Origin of the sequence: Pseudomonas khorasanensis (assembly GCF_014268505.2) — a bacterium.
GTDB classification, from domain to species: domain Bacteria; phylum Pseudomonadota; class Gammaproteobacteria; order Pseudomonadales; family Pseudomonadaceae; genus Aquipseudomonas; species Aquipseudomonas khorasanensis.
Genome location: NZ_JABWQP020000004.1, coordinates 146,937 through 165,601, shown reverse-complemented (window position 1 = coordinate 165,601; position 18,665 = coordinate 146,937). Strand labels below are relative to the sequence as shown.

The 18,665-nt window shown below is 61.3% G+C and carries 17 protein-coding genes and 1 riboswitch; of the genes, 6 read left to right on the top strand and 11 right to left on the bottom strand.

The genetic code is table 11. From position 1 onward, the window contains the following. Positions 1 to 98: 98 nt before the first annotated feature. Both HU727_RS12275 and HU727_RS12270 read right to left on the bottom strand, forming a co-directional pair. Positions 99 to 551, bottom strand: coding sequence for a DUF1249 domain-containing protein (locus HU727_RS12275; RefSeq protein ID WP_186531771.1), 453 nt, complete (start codon positions 549 to 551; stop codon positions 99 to 101). Further along, the gene (locus HU727_RS12270; RefSeq protein WP_186531773.1) at positions 542 to 1,159 is read right to left on the bottom strand and encodes an NUDIX domain-containing protein; all 618 of its coding nucleotides are present in this window, start codon (positions 1,157 to 1,159) and stop codon (positions 542 to 544) included. Before HU727_RS12270 ends, HU727_RS12275 begins: the two co-directional genes overlap by 10 nt. 227 nt (positions 1,160 to 1,386) lie before the next feature. On the opposite strand from HU727_RS12270, the gene HU727_RS12265 reads away from it, so the two are divergent. Continuing rightward, the gene (locus HU727_RS12265; RefSeq protein ID WP_186531775.1) at positions 1,387 to 2,133 is read left to right on the top strand and encodes an RsiV family protein; all 747 of its coding nucleotides are present in this window, start codon (positions 1,387 to 1,389) and stop codon (positions 2,131 to 2,133) included. Here HU727_RS12265 and cytX read toward each other — a convergent pair. Next, positions 2,102 to 3,394, bottom strand: a complete 1,293-nt coding sequence (gene cytX, locus HU727_RS12260) for a putative hydroxymethylpyrimidine transporter CytX (RefSeq protein ID WP_186531777.1) — start codon at positions 3,392 to 3,394, stop codon at positions 2,102 to 2,104. The two genes, HU727_RS12265 and cytX, sit on opposite strands and share 32 nt — an antisense overlap. A gap of 114 nt (positions 3,395 to 3,508) precedes the next feature. Then, positions 3,509 to 5,401 carry a phosphomethylpyrimidine synthase ThiC gene (gene thiC, locus HU727_RS12255; protein WP_186531779.1) on the bottom strand — a complete coding sequence of 631 codons (1,893 nt, stop codon included), beginning with the start codon at positions 5,399 to 5,401 and terminating at the stop codon, positions 3,509 to 3,511. A gap of 146 nt (positions 5,402 to 5,547) precedes the next feature. Next, positions 5,548 to 5,653: riboswitch (TPP riboswitch) on the bottom strand. Positions 5,654 to 5,858: 205 nt separating this feature from the next. Between thiC and HU727_RS12250 the strand changes: the two genes are divergently transcribed. Continuing rightward, positions 5,859 to 7,292 carry a TolC family outer membrane protein gene (locus HU727_RS12250; RefSeq protein ID WP_186531781.1) on the top strand — a complete coding sequence of 478 codons (1,434 nt, stop codon included), beginning with the start codon at positions 5,859 to 5,861 and terminating at the stop codon, positions 7,290 to 7,292. 57 nt (positions 7,293 to 7,349) lie between these two features. On the opposite strand, the gene waaA is transcribed toward HU727_RS12250, so the two are convergent. Together waaA and HU727_RS12240 are read right to left on the bottom strand one after the other, a co-directional pair. Continuing rightward, on the bottom strand, positions 7,350 to 8,624 hold the full coding sequence (gene waaA / locus HU727_RS12245; protein WP_186531783.1) for a lipid IV(A) 3-deoxy-D-manno-octulosonic acid transferase: 1,275 nt from the start codon (positions 8,622 to 8,624) through the stop codon (positions 7,350 to 7,352). An 11-nt stretch (positions 8,625 to 8,635) separates the two neighbouring features. Then, complete coding sequence (locus tag HU727_RS12240; RefSeq protein ID WP_186531784.1) at positions 8,636 to 9,532, bottom strand: LysR family transcriptional regulator; 897 nt, start codon at positions 9,530 to 9,532, stop codon at positions 8,636 to 8,638. A 109-nt stretch (positions 9,533 to 9,641) separates the two neighbouring features. On the opposite strand from HU727_RS12240, the gene HU727_RS12235 reads away from it, so the two are divergent. The 4 genes from HU727_RS12235 (at position 9,642) to HU727_RS12220 (ending at position 13,134) form a co-directional block, all read left to right on the top strand. Next, positions 9,642 to 9,974, top strand: a complete 333-nt coding sequence (locus tag HU727_RS12235) for a DMT family transporter (RefSeq protein ID WP_016771980.1) — start codon at positions 9,642 to 9,644, stop codon at positions 9,972 to 9,974. Positions 9,975 to 10,152: 178 nt separating this feature from the next. Continuing rightward, complete coding sequence (locus tag HU727_RS12230; RefSeq protein WP_186531785.1) at positions 10,153 to 11,328, top strand: NAD(P)/FAD-dependent oxidoreductase; 1,176 nt, start codon at positions 10,153 to 10,155, stop codon at positions 11,326 to 11,328. Then, the gene (locus tag HU727_RS12225) at positions 11,325 to 12,137 is read left to right on the top strand and encodes an aldo/keto reductase (RefSeq protein WP_186531786.1); all 813 of its coding nucleotides are present in this window, start codon (positions 11,325 to 11,327) and stop codon (positions 12,135 to 12,137) included. Before HU727_RS12230 ends, HU727_RS12225 begins: the two co-directional genes overlap by 4 nt. A gap of 31 nt (positions 12,138 to 12,168) precedes the next feature. Beyond that, on the top strand, positions 12,169 to 13,134 hold the full coding sequence (locus HU727_RS12220) for a metal ABC transporter ATPase (protein ID WP_186531787.1): 966 nt from the start codon (positions 12,169 to 12,171) through the stop codon (positions 13,132 to 13,134). 4 nt (positions 13,135 to 13,138) lie between these two features. On the opposite strand, the gene HU727_RS12215 is transcribed toward HU727_RS12220, so the two are convergent. From HU727_RS12215 to HU727_RS12195, 5 genes are all read right to left on the bottom strand, one after another. Then, a complete protein-coding gene (locus HU727_RS12215; protein WP_186531788.1) occupies positions 13,139 to 13,936 on the bottom strand; it encodes a hypothetical protein in 798 nt (265 codons plus the stop codon). 47 nt (positions 13,937 to 13,983) lie between these two features. Beyond that, positions 13,984 to 14,670 (bottom strand): hypothetical protein, encoded by a 687-nt coding sequence (locus HU727_RS12210; RefSeq protein WP_186531789.1) that lies wholly within the window; start codon positions 14,668 to 14,670, stop codon positions 13,984 to 13,986. Next, complete coding sequence (locus HU727_RS12205) at positions 14,671 to 15,645, bottom strand: glycosyltransferase family protein (RefSeq protein ID WP_186531791.1); 975 nt, start codon at positions 15,643 to 15,645, stop codon at positions 14,671 to 14,673. It lies immediately after the preceding gene. 129 nt (positions 15,646 to 15,774) lie between these two features. Continuing rightward, on the bottom strand, positions 15,775 to 17,196 hold the full coding sequence (hldE, locus tag HU727_RS12200) for a bifunctional D-glycero-beta-D-manno-heptose-7-phosphate kinase/D-glycero-beta-D-manno-heptose 1-phosphate adenylyltransferase HldE (RefSeq protein ID WP_186531792.1): 1,422 nt from the start codon (positions 17,194 to 17,196) through the stop codon (positions 15,775 to 15,777). A gap of 64 nt (positions 17,197 to 17,260) precedes the next feature. Next, the gene (locus HU727_RS12195; protein ID WP_186531793.1) at positions 17,261 to 18,661 is read right to left on the bottom strand and encodes a PIG-L deacetylase family protein; all 1,401 of its coding nucleotides are present in this window, start codon (positions 18,659 to 18,661) and stop codon (positions 17,261 to 17,263) included. Between the last annotated feature and the right edge of the window lie 4 nt (positions 18,662 to 18,665).

The following is an 18,665-nucleotide window of genomic DNA, read 5'->3' as shown; positions in this document are numbered from 1 at the left end:
GGCGTTCTCCCGGGGCAAAGGCACGGAATCGATGGGTGCCGCAATTATGCTGGGGGATCATGCAAAGGGGAAATCGCCGAACCGGACGCAGTTCACAACTAGCGTACGACTTCGTATTCATGCCCTAACGCCAGGCAATGACTCAGCCATTCCCCCAGGAACACGTTGAGCTGAGCCTTTTCATCCGGCTGATGCATCGCGGCATTCGGGTAAGGATAGATACCGCGAAAGCGCCGTGCATGTTCGGCGCTGATGACTTCGGCCATGCGCGCGTCGTGATAGACCTGGACTTCCAGTTGCGGCACCGGCAGCCATGGCAGGCTGTGTTCCTGACGCACTCGCAACGTAGTGGTGTACGGACAGGTCTGCAACACTTCCAGGGCCAGAACACCGAGCATCTGCTCGCCCTGGGTCACGGCGATGCGCCGTGCCTCGGGTTCATTGCGCATGTCCGGCAGCAGTCGCATCAAGCGCGCGTAGTTGGCCTCGCAGGCGGCTTGCAGCCCCACGAGGTCGACTCGATAACGATCGCGCAGCTTGTTTACGACCATAGCCCCCTCACTTCGGCGCGATTGAGCGCCAGCCACTGCAGGGCGATGATGCTCGCCGCATTGGCAATACGTCCGTCACGGACCGCCTGCAAAGCATCTTCAAATGCCCAGACCGTCACGCGAATGTCTTCTGCCTCTTCCTCCAGCCCGTGCAAACCACCGACGCCCTCGGTGCTGCAACGCCCCAGATACAAATGCACGAACTCGTTGCTGCCGCCCGGCGACGGGAAATATTTGGTCATCGGCCACAAAGCCTTGATGTCCAGCCCAGCTTCCTCCTGCGCTTCGCGGTGAGCAACCTCTTCCGGTTGTTCATCCTTGTCGATCAGACCGGCGACCAGTTCGACCAGCCAAGGGTTGTCGGCCTTGCCCAGCGCGCCGACGCGAAACTGTTCGATCAGCACCACTTCGTCACGCTGCGGGTCGTAGGGCAGCACACACACGGCATCGTGGCGCACGAAAATTTCACGGTTGATCTCGCGGCTCATGCCACCGGCGAACAATTCATGGCGCAGGTGCACACGGTCGAGTTTGTAGAAACCCTCGTAGCATTTTTCGCGCCGCACGATATCGACTGCGGTCGGAATGGCGTTGGCAAAATCGGTCATAAGCATCCTCTTTACTGCACATCCATTACGAGGTTGCTGTGTTTGACCGGCAACCTCGACTTCGCGCCATCCTAACGCGCCCGCACCGTTTGATGCAGCCCCTTTACCCTCAGCGGGATGGACGGTGACGGTGAAACCCACTCTAATTAGCTTAGTGGCGAACTGACTGCCTCGTTGAGAGTCGAAGCGGTAACTTTTTGCCTTCCCCTGCTTTCGAAAGGACGCCCATGTCGCTTTTCAAAATTGCCTCTGTGGCCGCTATTGCCCTGACCCTGGGCGCCTGTGCCAGCCTGTTTCAACCCAACTACCGCACGCCGCTGGAAACCAGCCGCGACGCTTCAGAACAACTCAAGCCCGGCTGCTCCGATGCTGATTGCCCGCTGGTGAACATCGACACCCTGCGTTTCCCGGACGAGCCGCCCCTGGACGGCATCATCGAAAAACGCCTGCTGCAAATGACCCGCACCGAGAAAAACGCCCCGGTGGCGCCGACCCTGGCGGCCTACCGCGAGCAGTTTCTGGCCAGCGCCGGCCCGCGCAACAGCAGCTACCTGCAAGCCAAAGTACGCGAGCAGCATGACGGACTGGTGATCATTGAGCTGTCGAGCTACCTCGACACTGGCGGCGCCCATGGCACACCGGGCCGCGGTTTCATCAACTATTCGCGCCAGCAGCACAAGGTGCTGAACCTGTCCGACATGTTGCTGCCGGGTCAGGAAGAGGCGTTCTGGAAAGCGGCGCAGGTAGCGCACAACAGTTGGCTGATCAGCACCAAGCTCGATCAGGAGGCGGAGTTCGTCGCGAACTGGCCGTTCGTGAAGACTCCTCACGTGGCGCTGACCTATGGCGGCGTGATCCTCAAGTACGACGTGACCACCATCGCGCCTTACGCGCTGGGCCACGTCGAACTGAAGATTCCTTACCCGCGCCTGAACGGCATTCTCAAGCCCGAGCTGTTTCCGGGCCGTAACTGAAAGCCCGACCCAGGACGAGTTGCAGCAACCCTGCCAGCACCAGCGCCGGCAGGGTGGCGCCGACATCCGGGTACAAATTTGCCAGCAAGTGGTAAGTGCTGACACCCCCCAGCCACGCCAACAACGCCGGCCAGCGCAATGCGGCTGACGCGACCTGAGCGCTGCGCTTGCGCAAGATAAAGTGATCCACCAGCACCACACCGAACAGCGGCGCAAACACCGAGCCGATCAGCAGCAGAAAATTCTGGTACTGCGCCAATGGCGCCAGCAGTGCAATCAGCGTGCAGATCACGCCGATGGCCAAAGCCAGATGCTCGACCTTCAAGCGCAACAGAATCCCGCTCGACACCGCCGCCGAATGAATATCGGCGAACGCGTTTTCCGACTCATCGAGCAAAATCAACAGCAGTGGAATGCCCAGACCGGCCCCAGCCAGCGCCAGCAGCAGCGCATTGACTTCACCGCTCGGCGCAAACGCCAGTGTGTACGCAACGCCAAGGCTCATCAGCCAGAAGTTGCCAATAAAGAAGCCCACCGCCGTGCCGCCGAACACGTTTTTTGCGCGTTTGCCGAACCGCGAATAGTCGGCGATCAGCGGCAGCCACGACAGCGGCATGGCGATGGCGATGTCGAAGCCCACGGCGAACGGCATCGAACCGTCCCCGGCCCGCGCCCAGAGTGCGGCCAGATCAGCCTTGGCGAACAGGTTCCAGGTCAGCCAGAGGCAAGCGGCCAACAACAGCCAGATGCCCCACTTGCGCAGAATCTGCCGCACGAAGGTCAGCGGCCCGCTCACGGCGAGCAACGTGGCCAGTGCACCGAAGAACAACGTCCACAGGATCGGATTCGCCCAGAGCGACCCCTCGCTGAACGCACGGGTGCCCAGCAGGCTGGCGGCGTCGCGCATGACGATGATTTCGAACGAACCCCAACCGATCAGCTGAAGCAGATTGAGCAGCGCCGGCAGGCTTGCGCCTTTGCTGCCGAGGCTGAGTTTCAGTGCTGCCATCGACGACAGACCGGTGTCGCTGCCAATCACGCCAACGGCGGCCAGCAGCAGCACGCCGACCAGCGTGCCGAGGAAAATTGCCAGCAACGAACCGGACAGGCCCAGACCCGGCGCGAGCAATGCGCCGGTCTGCAAGACCATCAGGCCAATGCCGAGGGAAAACCAGAGTGAAAACAGATCGCGACCGCCGAAGACACGCCGGTCGGCGGGAACGGCGAGGTCGGGGGAATAGGTACTGGGTTGAATGCTCAAGGGTGTTATCTCAGACGAATATTTTTGTCATTGAGAGCTTCGGTGCCGGTTCTGACGTCTTCACGAGCAAGCTCGCGAAGAGGCCAGCACAGGCACCATCAACCTCAGGTCAGATCAGACTTTTTTGTACAGCTGACTGCCTTCCTTCTTGAACCGTTCGGCCTGTTCCGCCAGGCCTTTGGCGACGTCCACATCGACCGCTTCGATCCGCTGGTTGGCGGCGTATTCACGCACTTCCTGAGTGATCTTCATCGAGCAGAATTTCGGCCCGCACATCGAGCAGAAATGCGCGACTTTCGCCGAATCCTTTGGCAGGGTTTCGTCGTGGTACGAACGGGCGGTGTCCGGGTCGAGACCGAGGTTGAACTGGTCCTCCCAACGGAATTCGAAACGTGCCTTGCTCAGGGCGTTGTCACGGATCTGCGCGCCCGGATGCCCTTTCGCCAAGTCCGCGGCATGGGCGGCGATCTTGTAAGTGATGATGCCGGTTTTCACGTCATCCTTGTTCGGCAGGCCCAAGTGTTCCTTTGGCGTCACGTAGCACAGCATCGCGCAACCGAACCAGCCAATCATCGCCGCACCGATACCGGAGGTGATGTGGTCGTAACCGGGTGCGATGTCGGTGGTCAGCGGACCGAGGGTGTAGAACGGCGCCTCGTCGCAGCACTCGAGCTGCTTGTCCATGTTCTCCTTGATCAACTGCATCGGCACGTGGCCGGGGCCTTCGATCATGCACTGGACGTCATGTTTCCAGGCGATCTTGGTCAACTCGCCGAGGGTTTCCAGTTCGCCGAACTGCGCCTCATCGTTGGCGTCGGCAATCGAGCCCGGACGCAAGCCATCGCCCAGCGAGAAGCTGACGTCGTAGGCCTTCATGATTTCGCAGATTTCGTCGAAGTGGGTGTAAAGGAAGTTCTCTTTGTGGTGCGCCAGGCACCACTTGGCCATGATCGAACCGCCACGGGAAACGATGCCGGTCACGCGTTTGGCGGTCAGCGGCACATAGCGCAGCAGCACGCCGGCATGGATGGTGAAGTAATCGACGCCCTGCTCCGCTTGCTCGATCAGCGTGTCGCGGAACAACTCCCAGGTCAGGTCTTCGGCCACGCCGTTGACCTTTTCCAGGGCCTGATAGATCGGCACGGTACCGATCGGCACCGGCGAGTTGCGGATGATCCATTCGCGGGTTTCGTGAATGTGCTTGCCGGTGGACAAGTCCATCACCGTGTCCGAACCCCAACGAATGCCCCAGGTCAGTTTCGCCACTTCTTCTTCGATCGAAGAACCCAGCGCACTGTTGCCGATGTTGCCGTTGATCTTCACCAGGAAGTTACGGCCGATGATCATCGGTTCCAGTTCGACGTGGTTGATGTTGGCCGGAATGATCGCGCGACCGCGAGCGATTTCTTCGCGGACGAACTCAGGGGTGATTTCTTTCGGGATGCTCGCGCCGAAGCTGTGGCCGGCGTGTTGCTGCTTTAACAGGCCGGCAGCGCGGGCCTCTTGCAGCTTCATGTTTTCGCGGATGGCGACGTATTCCATCTCGGCGGTAATGATGCCCTTGCGCGCGTAGTGCATCTGGCTGACGTTTACCCCAGCCCTGGCACGGCGCGGGTTGTTGACGTGGGCGAAACGCAGCTTGGTCAGCTCCGGGTCGGCCAGACGCTCCTGACCGAAGTTGGAACTCAGGCCACTCAGGCGTTCGGTGTCACCACGGTCGTCAATCCACGCCGAACGCACATCGCCCAGGCCCTTGCGCACATCGATCACCACGTTCGGGTCGGTGTAGGGGCCGGAGGTGTCGTAAACGGTGACGGGGGCGTTGATTTCACCGCCGAAGTCGGTCGGGGTCACGTCAAGGGAGATTTCACGCATCGGTACGCGGATGTCCGGGCGCGAGCCCTGAACGTAGACTTTTTGCGAACGGGTGAACGGCTTGACCGATTGTTCGTCGACCTTGGCCGAGTCACTCAGGTAGATCGCGTTTTTTGATTTTGTAGTCGTCATCACGGGCTCTCCAGACAGCATCCAGGCAGTGGATTGTCGGAGCAGAACCTGAAAGGCACGGACGCACCAGGACTGGTGCTGTGCATCGTCGTCGAGCGTTCGATTGTCGAACAATATCCCGGACGAAGCACAAGAGGACTCGCCGGGTGACGAGAAATCTTGTTCCCTACGCAGGCGCTAACCTGATCAGGTTCAACGGGATCCGAAATTATTCGATCTCAGCCTCATAGCAAGGCACCCCGACAAGAACCCGGCCAGTCTAGACACAACCCGTGCAGAACGCCAACACCGCAGCGAACGCCTTGATGAATGGCGTAAATACACAGGCTGCCCGATTGTTGCCGGACCAATGCGCAACTACACTCGCCTTGCCCTGCCAGGCCTTGACGCTGCGCGGGCTGCGCCTTACCTTTGGCGCCCGGATTACTTCCATAATATTCATGCTAGGGATCGCCTCATGCTGCGCAAACTTTCACTGGCTGTTGCCGTGTCTTGTGCGTCCAACGCAATGGCCTGGGCAGCGGAAGCGCCCTTGTCGACCCGTACCGATCTGGTCAGCGTCTATCAGGAAGCGGTCGACAACAACGCCGACCTGGCGGCGGCTCGCGCCCAGTACGGCGCGCAGAAAGAAGTGGTGCCACAGGCGCGTGCCGGGCTGCTGCCGAACCTCTCCGGTGGCGCTGAAGTGGCCGATGTGCGCACCTCGATCGACCAGCCTTCGGCCATCGCCAACCGCAGCGCCCATTCGTATCAGGCGACACTCGCTCAGCCGCTGTTCCGCGCCGATCGCTGGTTCCAGTATCAGGCCGCCAAGGACGTCAATGAACAAGCCGCGCTGCAGCTGTCGGCCACCGAGCAGAACCTGATTCTGCAAACCGCCGAAAGCTACTTCAACGTGCTGCGCAGTCAGGACAACCTCGCCTCGACCAAGGCAGAAGAAGCCGCGTTCAAACGTCAGCTTGATCAGTCGAACGAACGCTTCGATGTCGGCCTGTCGGACAAGACCGACGTGCTGCAATCGCAGGCCAGTTACGACACCGCACGGGCCAACCGGATCGTCGCGCAGCGTCAGGTCGATGATGCGTTTCAAGCGCTGATCACCCTGACCAACCGTCAGTACAACTCGATTCAGGGCATCGTCCACACGCTGCCAATCCTGCCGCCAGCACCGAACGATGCGAAATCCTGGGTCGACACGGCGGCTCGGCAAAACCTCAACCTGCTCGCCAGCAACTATGCGGTCAGTTCCGCTGAGCAAACCCTCAAGCAGCGTAAGGCCGGCCACTTGCCGACCCTTGATGCGGTGGCCAAATACGAGAAGGGCGACAACGATGCCCTCGGCTTTGCCAACCCTAACTCGTTCGGCGCACCTTACGGCGGCAACGTCGAGCAGAGCACGCTGGGCCTGCAACTGAACATCCCGATCTACAGCGGCGGATTGACCAGCTCTCAGGTTCGCGAGTCCTATTCGCGGCTTGACCAAACCGAGCAACAGCGCGAAGCCTTGCGTCGGCAAGTGGTGGAAAACACCCGTAATCTGCACCGCGCGGTCAACACCGATGTCGAGCAGGTCCAGGCGCGCCGTCAGTCGATCATTTCCAACCAGAGCGCGGTGGAAGCTACGGAAATCGGCTACCAGGTCGGGACGCGAAACATCGTCGACGTGCTCGATGCCCAGCGTCAGCTGTACACCTCGGTGCGCAACTACAACAACACCCGATACGACTACATCCTCGACAACCTGCGCCTGAAGCAGGCGGCGGGGACGTTGAATCCGGGAGACCTTGAAGACCTGCGGCGCTACCTGAAAGCCGACTACAACCCGGACAAGGATTTCCTGCCGCCGGATCTTGCGTCAGCGGCCGAAGCACAACTGCGCGCCAGACCCTGAATCTCAGAGCCAACGCCAGACCTGTGGCGAGGGAGCTTGCTCCCTCGCCACAGATCTTCAGCTGATCAATCTGCCCAAGCCATCCAGCAAGCGCTCCAACGCGCCCTGATTACGACGCATCACCGCCAACCCGGCCTCGGCCATGCGCTGCGCGTCACGCGGCAGTTCGAACAAGCGCTGCACTTCAATCGCCAGGCCTTCGGCATCGTCCACTTCGACCAGCGCTCCGGCGTCGCGCAACTGCGCGGCGATGTCGAGAAAGTTGAACAAATGCGGGCCGCTGATCACCGGCTTCGCCAATGCCGCAGGCTCCAGCAAATTGTGCCCGCCGTTGGGCACGAGGCTGCCGCCGACAAAGGCGCTGTCAGCCAGAGCATAAAGAAACAGCAACTCACCCATGGTGTCGCCGAGCAGCACCGACGTTTGCGCATCGACATTGGCACCGCTCGAACGGCGCACCGTGGCGAAGCCTTCCCGCTCACACAGCTCAAACACCGAATTGAAGCGCTCCGGGTGACGCGGCACCAGAATCAGCAACGCATCCGGGTGATTGGTCAGCAGGCGACGGTGGGCGTCGAGCACCACTTCATCCTCACCTTCGTGGGTACTGGCAGCAATCCACACCGGGCGCTCTTGCGCCTGCCATTGATTGCGCAGCTCGCTGGCCCGTTGCAGCAATTGCGGGTCGATGGTCAGGTCGAATTTGATCGAGCCGGTCACGTCGACCGTTTCCGGCCGCGCGCCGAGATTGCGGAAGCGCTGGGCCTCGGCTTCGGTCTGCACGGCGAACAGACTCATTTCGGCGAGCATCGGTGCGGTGAGTTTGCTGAAGCGGCCGTAACCCTTGGCCGAGCGCTCGGACAGTCGTCCGTTGGCCAGCGCCACCGGGATGCCGCGTTTGGCGCACTGGTGGATATGGTTCGGCCAGAGTTCGGTTTCCATGATCACCGCCAGCTTCGGCTGCGCCCGATCAAGAAAACGCGCCGCTGCGCATGGCAAGTCGTAAGGAAGATAGCAATGCTGGATGCGTGGCTCGCCGGCGAACAGCGCCTGGATTCGCTCAGAGCCGGTCGGCGTCATGCAGGTCACGGTGATCGGCAGCTGTGGGTATCGCTGCAGCAGCGCGCGAATCATCGGCGCCGCAGCGATGCTTTCGCCCACCGACACGGCGTGCACCCAGATGCCGCCGGGCTGCAACATCGGCATCCCGATGGAAAAGCGTTCGCCAATCCGTTTGGCATACGCCGGCGCCTTGCGCGCACGTAGCCACAGCCGAATCGCCACCAATGGCAGCCCCAGGTAAAACAGCGCGGTGTAGAGAGTTCTATTCATGGCGGCGGAGTTTATCGGCTTTTATCGCCGATCGCCCGCAAGTGCACGGCAAAACGTTCAGCCAGCCAGCGGGCGGCCGGGCCGAGCGGCTCATCACGGCGCCAGACCAGTTCGACCACCAGCGCCGGCGGCGTCCATTCGCTGTCCAGTTCAACCATCACGCCCTGATAGGCCGAATACTGCACCACGTGGCGCGGCAGCCAGGCCCAGCCGAGATCGCGCACCAGCCATTCGGCCATGACGTAGAAGCTGTCGGCGCGCCACACGTGCGGGCTGGCCGGCTCGTGACCGGGATAGACGCTGGTTTGCGTCGACATCAACAGTTGCCGATGTTGCGCCAGTTGCTGGCACGTCACGTAAGGCTGCTTGGCCAGCGCATGATTGACGCCACAGACCGTGACCATCTCGACGCTGCCAAGCACGCGGCGTTCAAGGGCTTCAGGGATTTCGTCGTGATAGAACAACAGGCCAAGGTCGGCACGGCGCTCGACCAGTTTGCGTGCGACTTCGCCTTGGGCGGCGCTGGTCAGTTGCACTTCCAGGCTGGGAAACTGCTCGGCCAGTTCGCCGAAGCTGTCCACCAGCGCCTGATACGGCATCGCCTCGTCCTGCGCCACCCGCAACTGCGCTTCCTGGCCGCGCAGCATCGCCATGGCGCGCCCATTGAGGCGCTCGCATTGACGCAACACTTCCCGCGCTTCTTCAAGTAGCGCCGCGCCTGCCTCGGTGAGGCTCGGCTGGCGGCCGCTGCTACGCTCGAACAGGCTGACGCCCAAATCTTCTTCAAGCATGGCAACGGCGCTGCTGATGGCCGACTGCGCCTTGCGTTGTCGACGCGCCACGGCGGAGAACGAACGGTGTTCGGCGACGTCAACAAAGATGCGCAATTGATCGAGATTCCATTGCATGCGGCTTTACCAACCCATCTACAGAACAGATAGGTAATGACTTTACCCCATCTGTCGATTCTCTAGAATGCCGCCTCAACGAACAACGAAGTATTTGAGGACTGACACCATGAACGCCTACGTCTATCTGGCCATTGCCATCTGCGCCGAAGTGATAGCCACCGTTTCGATGAAAGCGGTCAAAGGCTTCAGCACGCCGCTGCCATTGATTCTTGTCATCGTCGGGTACGGGATCGCTTTCTGGATGCTGACGCTGGTGGTGCGCACGGTGCCCGTGGGTGTTGCGTACGCGGTATGGGCGGGCATGGGTATTGTCATGGTCAGCGTCGCGGCGCTGTTCATTTACGGGCAGAAGCTGGATGTTCCGGCGATGCTGGGGATGGCGTTGATCGTGCTCGGTGTCGTGGTAATCCAACTATTCTCTAAAACTGCCGGTCACTAAAGACTACGTATTCCCTGTAGGAGTGAGCCTGCTCGCGATAGCGATCTGTCATTCGGCATCTACATCGCCTGATACATCGCCATCGCGAGCAGGCTCACTCCTACATTGATCATCGACAAATCCGCGATTTTCCCGAGTCTGTATACTGCGCCCTCGTCTTGAACACTGAGGTCGCTGCATGCCATCCGTTATTTCCACCGACGTTCTGATTGTCGGCGCTGGTGTCGCCGGCCTCTGGCTGAACGCGCGACTGCGCCGTCAGGGTTTTTCGACCGTGCTGGTGGAGAGCGCCAGCCTGGGTGGTGGGCAGAGTGTGAAGTCTCAGGGGATCATCCATGGCGGCGCCAAGTATGCGCTGCACGGCGCGCTGACTGGCGCCTCGGAAGCCATCGCCGACATGCCGCGGCGCTGGCGCGAGGCGCTGGCCGGCCATGGCGAGCTGGATCTGTCAGGCGTGCGCCTGCTGTCCGAAGCCCATTACCTGTGGTCGCCGGGCACGCTGGCCGGCAACCTCACCAGTTTCTTCGCCAGCAAGGCCGTGCGTGGTCGGGTCGATCAGGTCAAGGGCGACGAACTGCCGCCGGCCCTGCAAGACAAGCGCTTCAAGGGCAAGGTCTACCGTCTCGCGGAACTGGTGGTGGACGTACCGAGCCTGATCCAGCGTCTGGCCGATCTGGCCGGTGACGGTCTGCTCGCCGGTCAGGTCATCGAGCCGCTGCTGGAAGCGGGCGTGCTGGTCGGCCTGAAAGTCGATGGTCGCGAGATCCGCGCCCAGCGCATCGTCCTCAGCGCCGGTGCCGGCACGGCCCAATTGCTTGAAGCGTTGGGTCTGAGCCGTCCAGCCATGCAACGCCGGCCGCTGCACATGATCCTCGCCAAGGGCCCCGGCCTGAAGCCGCTGTACGCCCACTGTCTGGGTGGCGGCACCAAACCGCGCATTACGGTGACCACTCACCCGGCGGCTGACGGTCAGTGGGTCTGGTACATGGGTGGCGACATCGCCGAAAGCGAAGGCGTGGACCGCACGCCCGCCGAACAAATCGCCACCGCGCAAAAGGAAATCGCACAACTGCTGCCGTGGATCGACCTCAGCACCACCCAATGGGCGACCCTGCGCGTCGACCGCGCCGAGCCCTTGCAAACGGGCCTGACGCGCCCGGACAACGCCTTCCTCGCAGAAGAGGGGCGCTTGCTGGTGGGCTGGCCCACCAAACTGGCGCTGGCGCCGGATTTTGCCGACCGCGTCATCGCGTCCCTGCAACGCGACGGCATTGAGCCGCACGCGACTGAGCCGTTGCCACCGCTGCCGAAACCGCCGCTCGGCGTGCCAGCCTGGGAGCAACTGCTGCCATGACCATTGCGACTCTGCACGATTTGCATCGCCCACTGGGCAGCACCGGCCTGACGGTTTCGCCGCTGGGCCTGGGCACGGTCAAAATCGGTCGCGACCAAGGCGTGAAATACCCCAACGGCTTCCAGATTCCCGGCGACGACGAAGCCCGCATGCTGCTGAGGCAGGCACGCGAACTGGGCATCAATCTGATCGACACCGCACCCGCCTACGGCCGCAGCGAAGAACGCCTCGGCCCGCTGCTGCGCGGTCAACGCAAGGACTGGGTGATCGTCAGCAAGGTTGGCGAAGAGTTTGCCGACGGCTTGTCACGACATGACTTCAGCGCCGCGCATACGCGGATGTCGGTCGAGCGCAGCCTGCAACGTCTGGAAACGGATTTTATCGACCTGATTCTGGTGCACTCCGACGGCAACGACCTGGCCATCCTCGAACACGAAGAGGTGTACGCCACGCTCGCGGCGCTGAAGGCCGAGGGCAAGATCCGGGGCTTTGGTTTTTCCGGCAAAACCGTCGAAGGCGGCTTGAAAGCGCTGGAGCAAGGCGACTGCGCGATGGTCACCTACAATCTGAACGAACAAAACGAAAAGGCTGTCATTGACTATGCTGCTGCACGCGGCAAAGCCATTCTGGTGAAAAAAGCCCTGGCCAGCGGTCATGTCTGCCTGAGTCCTGGCGTGGATCCGGTGCGGGCCAGCTTCGAGTTGCTGTTTACTCAGCCCGGCGTCGCCAGTGCTATTGTCGGTACGATCAATCCGCTGCACCTCGCCCATAACGTAGCGACCGCTGCTCAGGTCCTGCGTGGTCACTGACGCCGCCTTGCGGCCTTAAGCAGGAGCCGATATGCCGCGCACGCTCATCCGCAAGAACCCGAGCAACTTCAAGACGCTGCCGCTGTTCGTCGAAGCCACGCCCGAAGGCCTGACGTATCAGAGCGTTGGCATGCCGCTGAATTTCGCCCAGACCCTGCAACGGCGCAAACCGGTCAGTGTCGCGGACACCGAGCGTTTTTCGCTGGAACTGGCCAACCTCGGCGTCTCCGTGCGTCTGACCCTGCATTGGCAGAACCGTGATTACTGGGTGCTGGTGCGTCAGCGCCGGCAGGATCGCGGGGACGTGGTGCTCAAGCTGATTTCCGGCTACGTGCCGGCCCATGAGCTGAATATTCCGCTGCACACCGCAATCCAGGAGATTGCCGAAGAGTGCTTGCTGGAAACCCCGGAAGGCTGGCTCGGCGGGCGCTTCAACGACACCTGGCTGCCGGCGCCCTATTCTGCCGCCCTGCATTATCGCGAAGCGCTGCCCTTTCGCCTGACGCCGCTGTCTGGTTCAGCGCGCCCGGTGCGCTGCGCCAATCTGCAGCTGCTGGAACGACCAAGGGCCTATGTGCATCTGCCGACCGCATCGCTACAGTTGATTTATGACTTGCGCCTGGAAGTGCCCAAGGAAGCCAAATCCTTGAGCCTGTTTCATGTCGAGGAACGCCTCGAAGGCGATCAATTGGTCGCGCGGCTGGACCGTAAACGCCCGGACTTGTATTTGATGCCGCTCAACGACGGCGCACCAACCGCCGAGCTGTACACCCTCAAACGCGACAAACTGGTGCCGGCCAGCACACGGGGCATTCATTTGGCTGAAAGCTTCGCTACACAGCAAGGCTGGGTCGTGCACGACGAGCGCATTCGCTGGAAGGACTGGCTGGTGCAGCAAGGCCTGCAACCGGCAAAAGCGCCGCGCGCCGGCCTCAAGCAATTGAGCATCAAGGCGCTGCGTCTGGTCGGGCTTGGCAGGAAAAGCGTGAGCCGATAATCCGCTAGCGCCGGCGATCCCACCAGGTGCGCAACGTCGCGAAGAGATGGAAGTAGCGGTTTTCGCGCTTGCCCATGCCACGCTTCGGCGAGAACGACTCCTCGGCAAATGCACCGGTGATTCGCACTCGCGAGGCCTGGGTCGGCAGCGTGCAGACTTTGGCGCCCGCTTCCAGCAACGCGTATTTGAGCAGGCGCTCGGAGTGCAGTTTACGGCCAGTTGCCTTGCAGAAATCGAAGATGCGCTCGACACGCTTGCCGTATGCCACGTAGGTGTCGCGACCACAGATCGCCAAGCGGTCGTTCAGCCCGCCCCACCACTGCCAGTCGGGAATGTAGACGTTGTGCCTGCGGGCATCGGCGTGATTGAACACGTAGCCCGGGAGCGGGTTATGGAAGAAATTGTCCGGGCGCACGAACACGACGAAATCCGGGTTGAACGGTTCGATCATGATGGTGACGGTGTGCAGCGAATTGAGCTGATAAATGAGGTTACGCACTGACGCATAGTCATCGGCCCAGGTATCGCCCTGCGCCTTGACCTGCTCGAAATCCCAACGCTCCAGCACCCCCTCTGTCGAAGTGAGCGCGCCGGTCATCGACTCGAAGGGCAGGTAATTGTCGGCCGCCAACTCACCTGCCTCCCCCGACCGGGAGTTTTGTACTTCGTCGATCTTGTACAGGTGATAGAAGCACTTCACGTCGCTGCCCGCCGGCAACTGTGCGAGGACGTTCTGCTCTATGGAGGGAAAGCAAATCTGCGAGTTTCTCGGAATCCCGAAAAAAGCCACGGCGATCTTCAACTCAACGGCACCTTTTTAAAGTTGTACGGGCGACCCGCCACGCTGGCTTATTTCTGGCGAAACAGTTTTTGCCACCAGCGGCGCGGCTGCAGCGGCACCACAATGACGTCCGACTTCTGCAACCAGTCGCGCTCGTAATCCCAGGCGTGACCGCCCCAGAGTTTTCCCGCTTCGTTGGAGAAACCCAAGGTCATCAGTTGATAGGTATAACCGGCGTGCCCGCGCAGCCAGTCGAGCAGCACGAGTGCGTTGAAGCCGGTAGTAGGCCCGACATAGCGCTTGCCGCCCGGTCGATCGACCGGGTAGTTCCAGAGCGGCGGCAACGGAATACGATCCCAATACATCGCCACCCCCGGTAACGGGCACATCGGCGCGGCGCAGCCTACCAGCATGCTGAAACAACGCTCACTGGCCTGCGCGAACAGCCGTTGAACGTCCGGCCCGTAAGGCAGACCGAAAAAATAAGCGTCCGGCGCGTTGTAGCCGTGCACAAAGACGTTGACGCTTTGCTCGCTGAGCAGCGTCGCCTTGATGCATGTATTGAAACTGACGACGACATCGTCGGCGCCGATATTCAGCGCCTGGAAATCCGCCGCCGTGATGGCAGGGTTATTGGCGACCAACACCACCCGCACAGCGTGGCCAAGGCAATCGCGCAGTCCCTGGGGCAGCGCGCCGAACACGGACTGGTCACCGCCGGGCAGCGCATCCAGCGCCATGGTTTCATCCATCATTCAGACCGGCACCTTCAGGCCGTAACGCAGCTTCACCCAGAATCGGGTAAAGGCTGAAGGCGGCTGCCAGGGACGCATCTCGCGCTGTATGGCAGTGGCGAGTGCCTGGCCGACCCGCGAGAACGAGTAGCGACTTTCAGCAAATGCCTGGCCGTTGCTGGCAATACGTTGCGCCAATCCGGGGTCTTCCTGCAGCAGCTTGATCTTCGCCACCGCCTCGTCTTCGCTGCGGTAGAACACAGTGTTGTGCATGTCTTCGAAACCCAGCAGTTGATCCTCTTCGCCCTGGCTCCAGGCCAGCAACACACAGCCGCACGCCATGGCTTCAAAGTTCTTGATCATGAATTCGTTCATGCCGATATCGGCGCTGACGAAGATCCTGATGCGGTTGAGGGTTTCGAGGTATTCGGCGCCTGATTGGGTGCGAGTCACGAGCATGCCGGTGCGCCGTGAAAGCGATTCGAGCATGGCCTTGCGCTCGGCGTACTCGGTGCTTTTCAAACTGCCCAGGAAGCCGATCGGGATGTCCCGTTCGACGCCGGTGTTGTGCAGCATCTGCTCGTCGTAGCCCTTGGAGACGAACACCGTATCGATGCCTTCGGCCAACATCTTGCGCGCGACCACCGCACCGGACACCAAGGCACGACAGCTCGGCAAACGGCTATAAAGACGCGAATAGACGCCGCGATACTTACTCGCAGGCATGTAGTTCTGGTAAGCGTCGTGCTCGAGAAAGATCAAACCTGGAATGCACTTGAGCACCCGCAGTTGCGGAGCCAGGCGCTTGACCCGCGAGAAAATCACCACACGGTCAAACGTCTGGTAATCGACCGAGGCCAGAAACGCTCCCAGGTTCATCTGCTGCTGCTTGCTCAGACGATAGATGAAACACTCGTCACAGTTCTGCTGAACGATGTCGTAGAGCCGGTCGAGAATGACCCGCTGCTCGTCCATCACCAGGAGCATGACTTTCATAGATTAAGTGACCACGTAACGTAAGCAGGCAGGCACAGCGGATTCAAACCTGCCAGCATCAACGGAGACGGTGAGATTCCCGAGGGGGGATCCGTCACGCACGGTACACAACGGGAAAAATTCATCTGGTCAGCGACTGCGGATTTTTTCGACAATGGCCGTTGTCGAGCTGTTTTCCACCAGACCCAGCACTTTCACGGTACCGCCGTAAGCGGTAACGATATCCGCACCGACTACCTGGTCGATTCCGTAATCGCCGCCCTTGACCAGCACGTCGGGTTTGACCTCGCGCAGCAGGTTCTCCGGTGTGCCTTCAGGGAAACTGATCACCCAGTCCACCGCGCCCAGGCCCGCCAGAACCGCCATGCGCCGATCGACGCTGTTGATAGGGCGGCCGGGGCCTTTCAGGCGGCTGACCGAAGCGTCGTCATTGACCGCGACAATCAGGCGATCGCCCTGGGCCCGTGCCTGTTCCAGATAGGTCACATGGCCGGCGTGCAGAATATCGAAGCAACCGTTGGTGAACACAATCCTCTCGTTGTGCGCGCGGGCATCGGCAACCGCGAGCACCAATTGCTCCAGCCCCAGCACGCCGCGCTCGGAACCTTCTTCACGCTGAATGGCCCGGCGCAGTTCCGGAGCACTGATGGCGGCCGTACCGAGCTTGCCGACCACGATACCCGCCGCCAGATTGGCCAGTGCCACAGCGTGGGGCAGGTCTTCACCGGCAGCAATCGCTGCGGCCAGCGTCGAAATGACCGTGTCGCCGGCGCCGGTGACATCGAACACTTCACGGGCACGGGCCGGCAAATGCAGCGCCGGCTGATCCGGACGCAGCAAGGTCATGCCGTGTTCGCCACGGGTGACCAGCAGCGCACCGAGCTCAAGATCGTGCATCAGCGCCGCGCCCTTGCTGACGAGCTCGTGCTCATCGACACAACCGCCGACGATGGCTTCGAACTCGCTGAGGTTCGGGGTGATCAGGCTGGCGCCACGGTAAATCGAAAAATCCTTGCCTTTCGGGTCGGCGAGCACCGGGATGTTTTTCGCCCGTGCGGCCTGAATCAGCGCCTGATGGTTTTTCAACGCGCCCTTGCCGTAATCGGAGAGCACCAGCACCTTGATGCCTTCGAGCAGGTCATCGACTTGCGAACCGAGGGCCAGCGCGTCGGTGGCGAACGGTTCTTCAAAGTCGATACGCAGCAGTTGCTGGTGCCGGCTCATGACCCGCAGCTTGACGATGGTTGGCTGGTGCGCAATGCGCTGGAACAAGGCACGCACGCCCGCGCCCTCGAGACTGTTGCTCAGGCTGTCGGCGGCTTCGTCATCACCGGTCACACCGACCAGCGACGCCGGCGCACCCAGCGCGGCAATGTTCAAGGCAACGTTCGCGGCACCGCCCGGGCGGTCTTCGATTTGCTCGACCTTGACCACCGGCACCGGCGCCTCAGGGGAAATCCGTGAGGTTCCGCCATGCCAGTAACGGTCGAGCATGACATCGCCGACTACCAAGACCGGGGCTTGATCGAAACGCGGCATGGACAACTTCATGGAGCAACCCACATACAAAATGAACAGGGCCGCGATATTAACACAGGGTAAAGCGCCGTCCGCTTCAATCTGAAAGGTCGCGCACCCAGAACAGTTCATGACGCCGTACAGCCTTGCGGAAAAACTCGTTACTGCCAGAAACTGGCCAACGGCGCCCGGCAAAAACCTGCTGAATGCCCCGACGCAACTGCCGTTTGAAACCGAGCGGACCCTGCAAGTCGTGCTCCATGGCCAGCGCCATGGCCTTGTCCAGTTGCAGGTCCGCCGACAGTACCGGGCTCCACAAACGATCGGCCGGCAGGGGCTCGATAGCAGGCGGCAAAGCGACACCGCCGCCGGCCGGCCCCATCGGCCAGCGATCATTGTCATGCAAGTGATTGGCATACATCAGCAAGGTCGCCGGTTTCCAGGCACTGGCCGAGATCGCTTCCATGACAGCACGGGTGGAGGCGACGTGATCGCTGTGCGGGTCCAGTTCGGGATGGGGCGTGACGACCACTTCGGGGCGAAAGTGCTCCAGCAGCGACTGCACATCGGCCACCAGATTGGTCCAGGTTGGCAGGCCGTCGACATCGCCCGGCAGGCTCACCGGGTTGTGCTGGCGCACACTGCGCACATCGTTTTCGCCGGACTCCCGCGATCCGAACGCTTTGCCCGGCTCGTCGGCCATTGCCGGCAGCTGCAGGCAGTAGTAACCCAACTGCACGCACTGGCTGAGCGGGACACCACCCCACAGCGGAATGGCCAGACTGTCCCAGCTGCGCAGCCTGCCTTTCAGGCGAGCCGCCTGAGCCTGGTTCAGACCCAGGCGCTGATAGTCTTCGGCTTCGATTTCGCCTTGGGTCAGCGTGACGATGCACGCATCTTCACTGCGACTGTAGAGACCGAAAGCCGCCAGCTCCGCATCATCGGCATGAGGCGCGATCACCATGATCCGTTGGCGGGCGTAGTCGGGATTGCTCATCACCCACAACGTGCCGGTGCCACTTAGCGTGCAATGGCGGCCGCGCAAGGTCAGAGCGTTTTGGCCAAGTGCTGCGGCTTGCCCGGACAGATTGAGAAACCTGCGGCCTTTGACGCCCCGCTCAAAGTCCTGGCGATCGTCCCCCAGCTCGACATAAGGGTCCAGCCAGCGCACCAGCCAGGTGGCCTTGACTTCGAGCTCCAGGATCAGTGTTTCCCCCGGCGCCAATGGCTCGTTCAAATGTACGATACCGGCGCTCAGACTCACAGCCTGGCATGGGGTGCCGGCGGGGAAGTGGTATTGATAGTCGTCGGTGGGCCGATAAAACAGATGATCGGCAAACCACGCCTCATGCGCCACCCACGCCAGCACCAGCAACACCGGCACCAGCCACCAGCCCAGCCAGAACCCAGCCGCCAGCAGTGCGATCAGAAACGCGATCAGGAACAATCGCTTGCTGCGTCGGTGAGATTTAAGTAGCTGTTGCTTGCGAGCACTCATCGAT

Coding starts and splice junctions, on each gene's coding strand:
- HU727_RS12275 (WP_186531771.1), bottom strand. CDS start 551: ATGGTCGTAAACAAGCTGCGCGATCGTTATCGAGTCGACCTCGTGGGG.
- HU727_RS12270 (WP_186531773.1), bottom strand. CDS start 1,159: ATGACCGATTTTGCCAACGCCATTCCGACCGCAGTCGATATCGTGCGG.
- HU727_RS12265 (WP_186531775.1), top strand. CDS start 1,387: ATGTCGCTTTTCAAAATTGCCTCTGTGGCCGCTATTGCCCTGACCCTG.
- thiC (WP_186531779.1), bottom strand. CDS start 5,401: ATGACGACTACAAAATCAAAAAACGCGATCTACCTGAGTGACTCGGCC.
- HU727_RS12250 (WP_186531781.1), top strand. CDS start 5,859: ATGCTGCGCAAACTTTCACTGGCTGTTGCCGTGTCTTGTGCGTCCAAC.
- waaA (WP_186531783.1), bottom strand. CDS start 8,624: ATGAATAGAACTCTCTACACCGCGCTGTTTTACCTGGGGCTGCCATTG.
- HU727_RS12240 (WP_186531784.1), bottom strand. CDS start 9,532: ATGCAATGGAATCTCGATCAATTGCGCATCTTTGTTGACGTCGCCGAA.
- HU727_RS12235 (WP_016771980.1), top strand. CDS start 9,642: ATGAACGCCTACGTCTATCTGGCCATTGCCATCTGCGCCGAAGTGATA.
- HU727_RS12230 (WP_186531785.1), top strand. CDS start 10,153: ATGCCATCCGTTATTTCCACCGACGTTCTGATTGTCGGCGCTGGTGTC.
- HU727_RS12225 (WP_186531786.1), top strand. CDS start 11,325: ATGACCATTGCGACTCTGCACGATTTGCATCGCCCACTGGGCAGCACC.
- HU727_RS12220 (WP_186531787.1), top strand. CDS start 12,169: ATGCCGCGCACGCTCATCCGCAAGAACCCGAGCAACTTCAAGACGCTG.
- HU727_RS12210 (WP_186531789.1), bottom strand. CDS start 14,670: ATGATGGATGAAACCATGGCGCTGGATGCGCTGCCCGGCGGTGACCAG.
- HU727_RS12205 (WP_186531791.1), bottom strand. CDS start 15,645: ATGAAAGTCATGCTCCTGGTGATGGACGAGCAGCGGGTCATTCTCGAC.
- hldE (WP_186531792.1), bottom strand. CDS start 17,196: ATGAAGTTGTCCATGCCGCGTTTCGATCAAGCCCCGGTCTTGGTAGTC.
- HU727_RS12195 (WP_186531793.1), bottom strand. CDS start 18,661: ATGAGTGCTCGCAAGCAACAGCTACTTAAATCTCACCGACGCAGCAAG.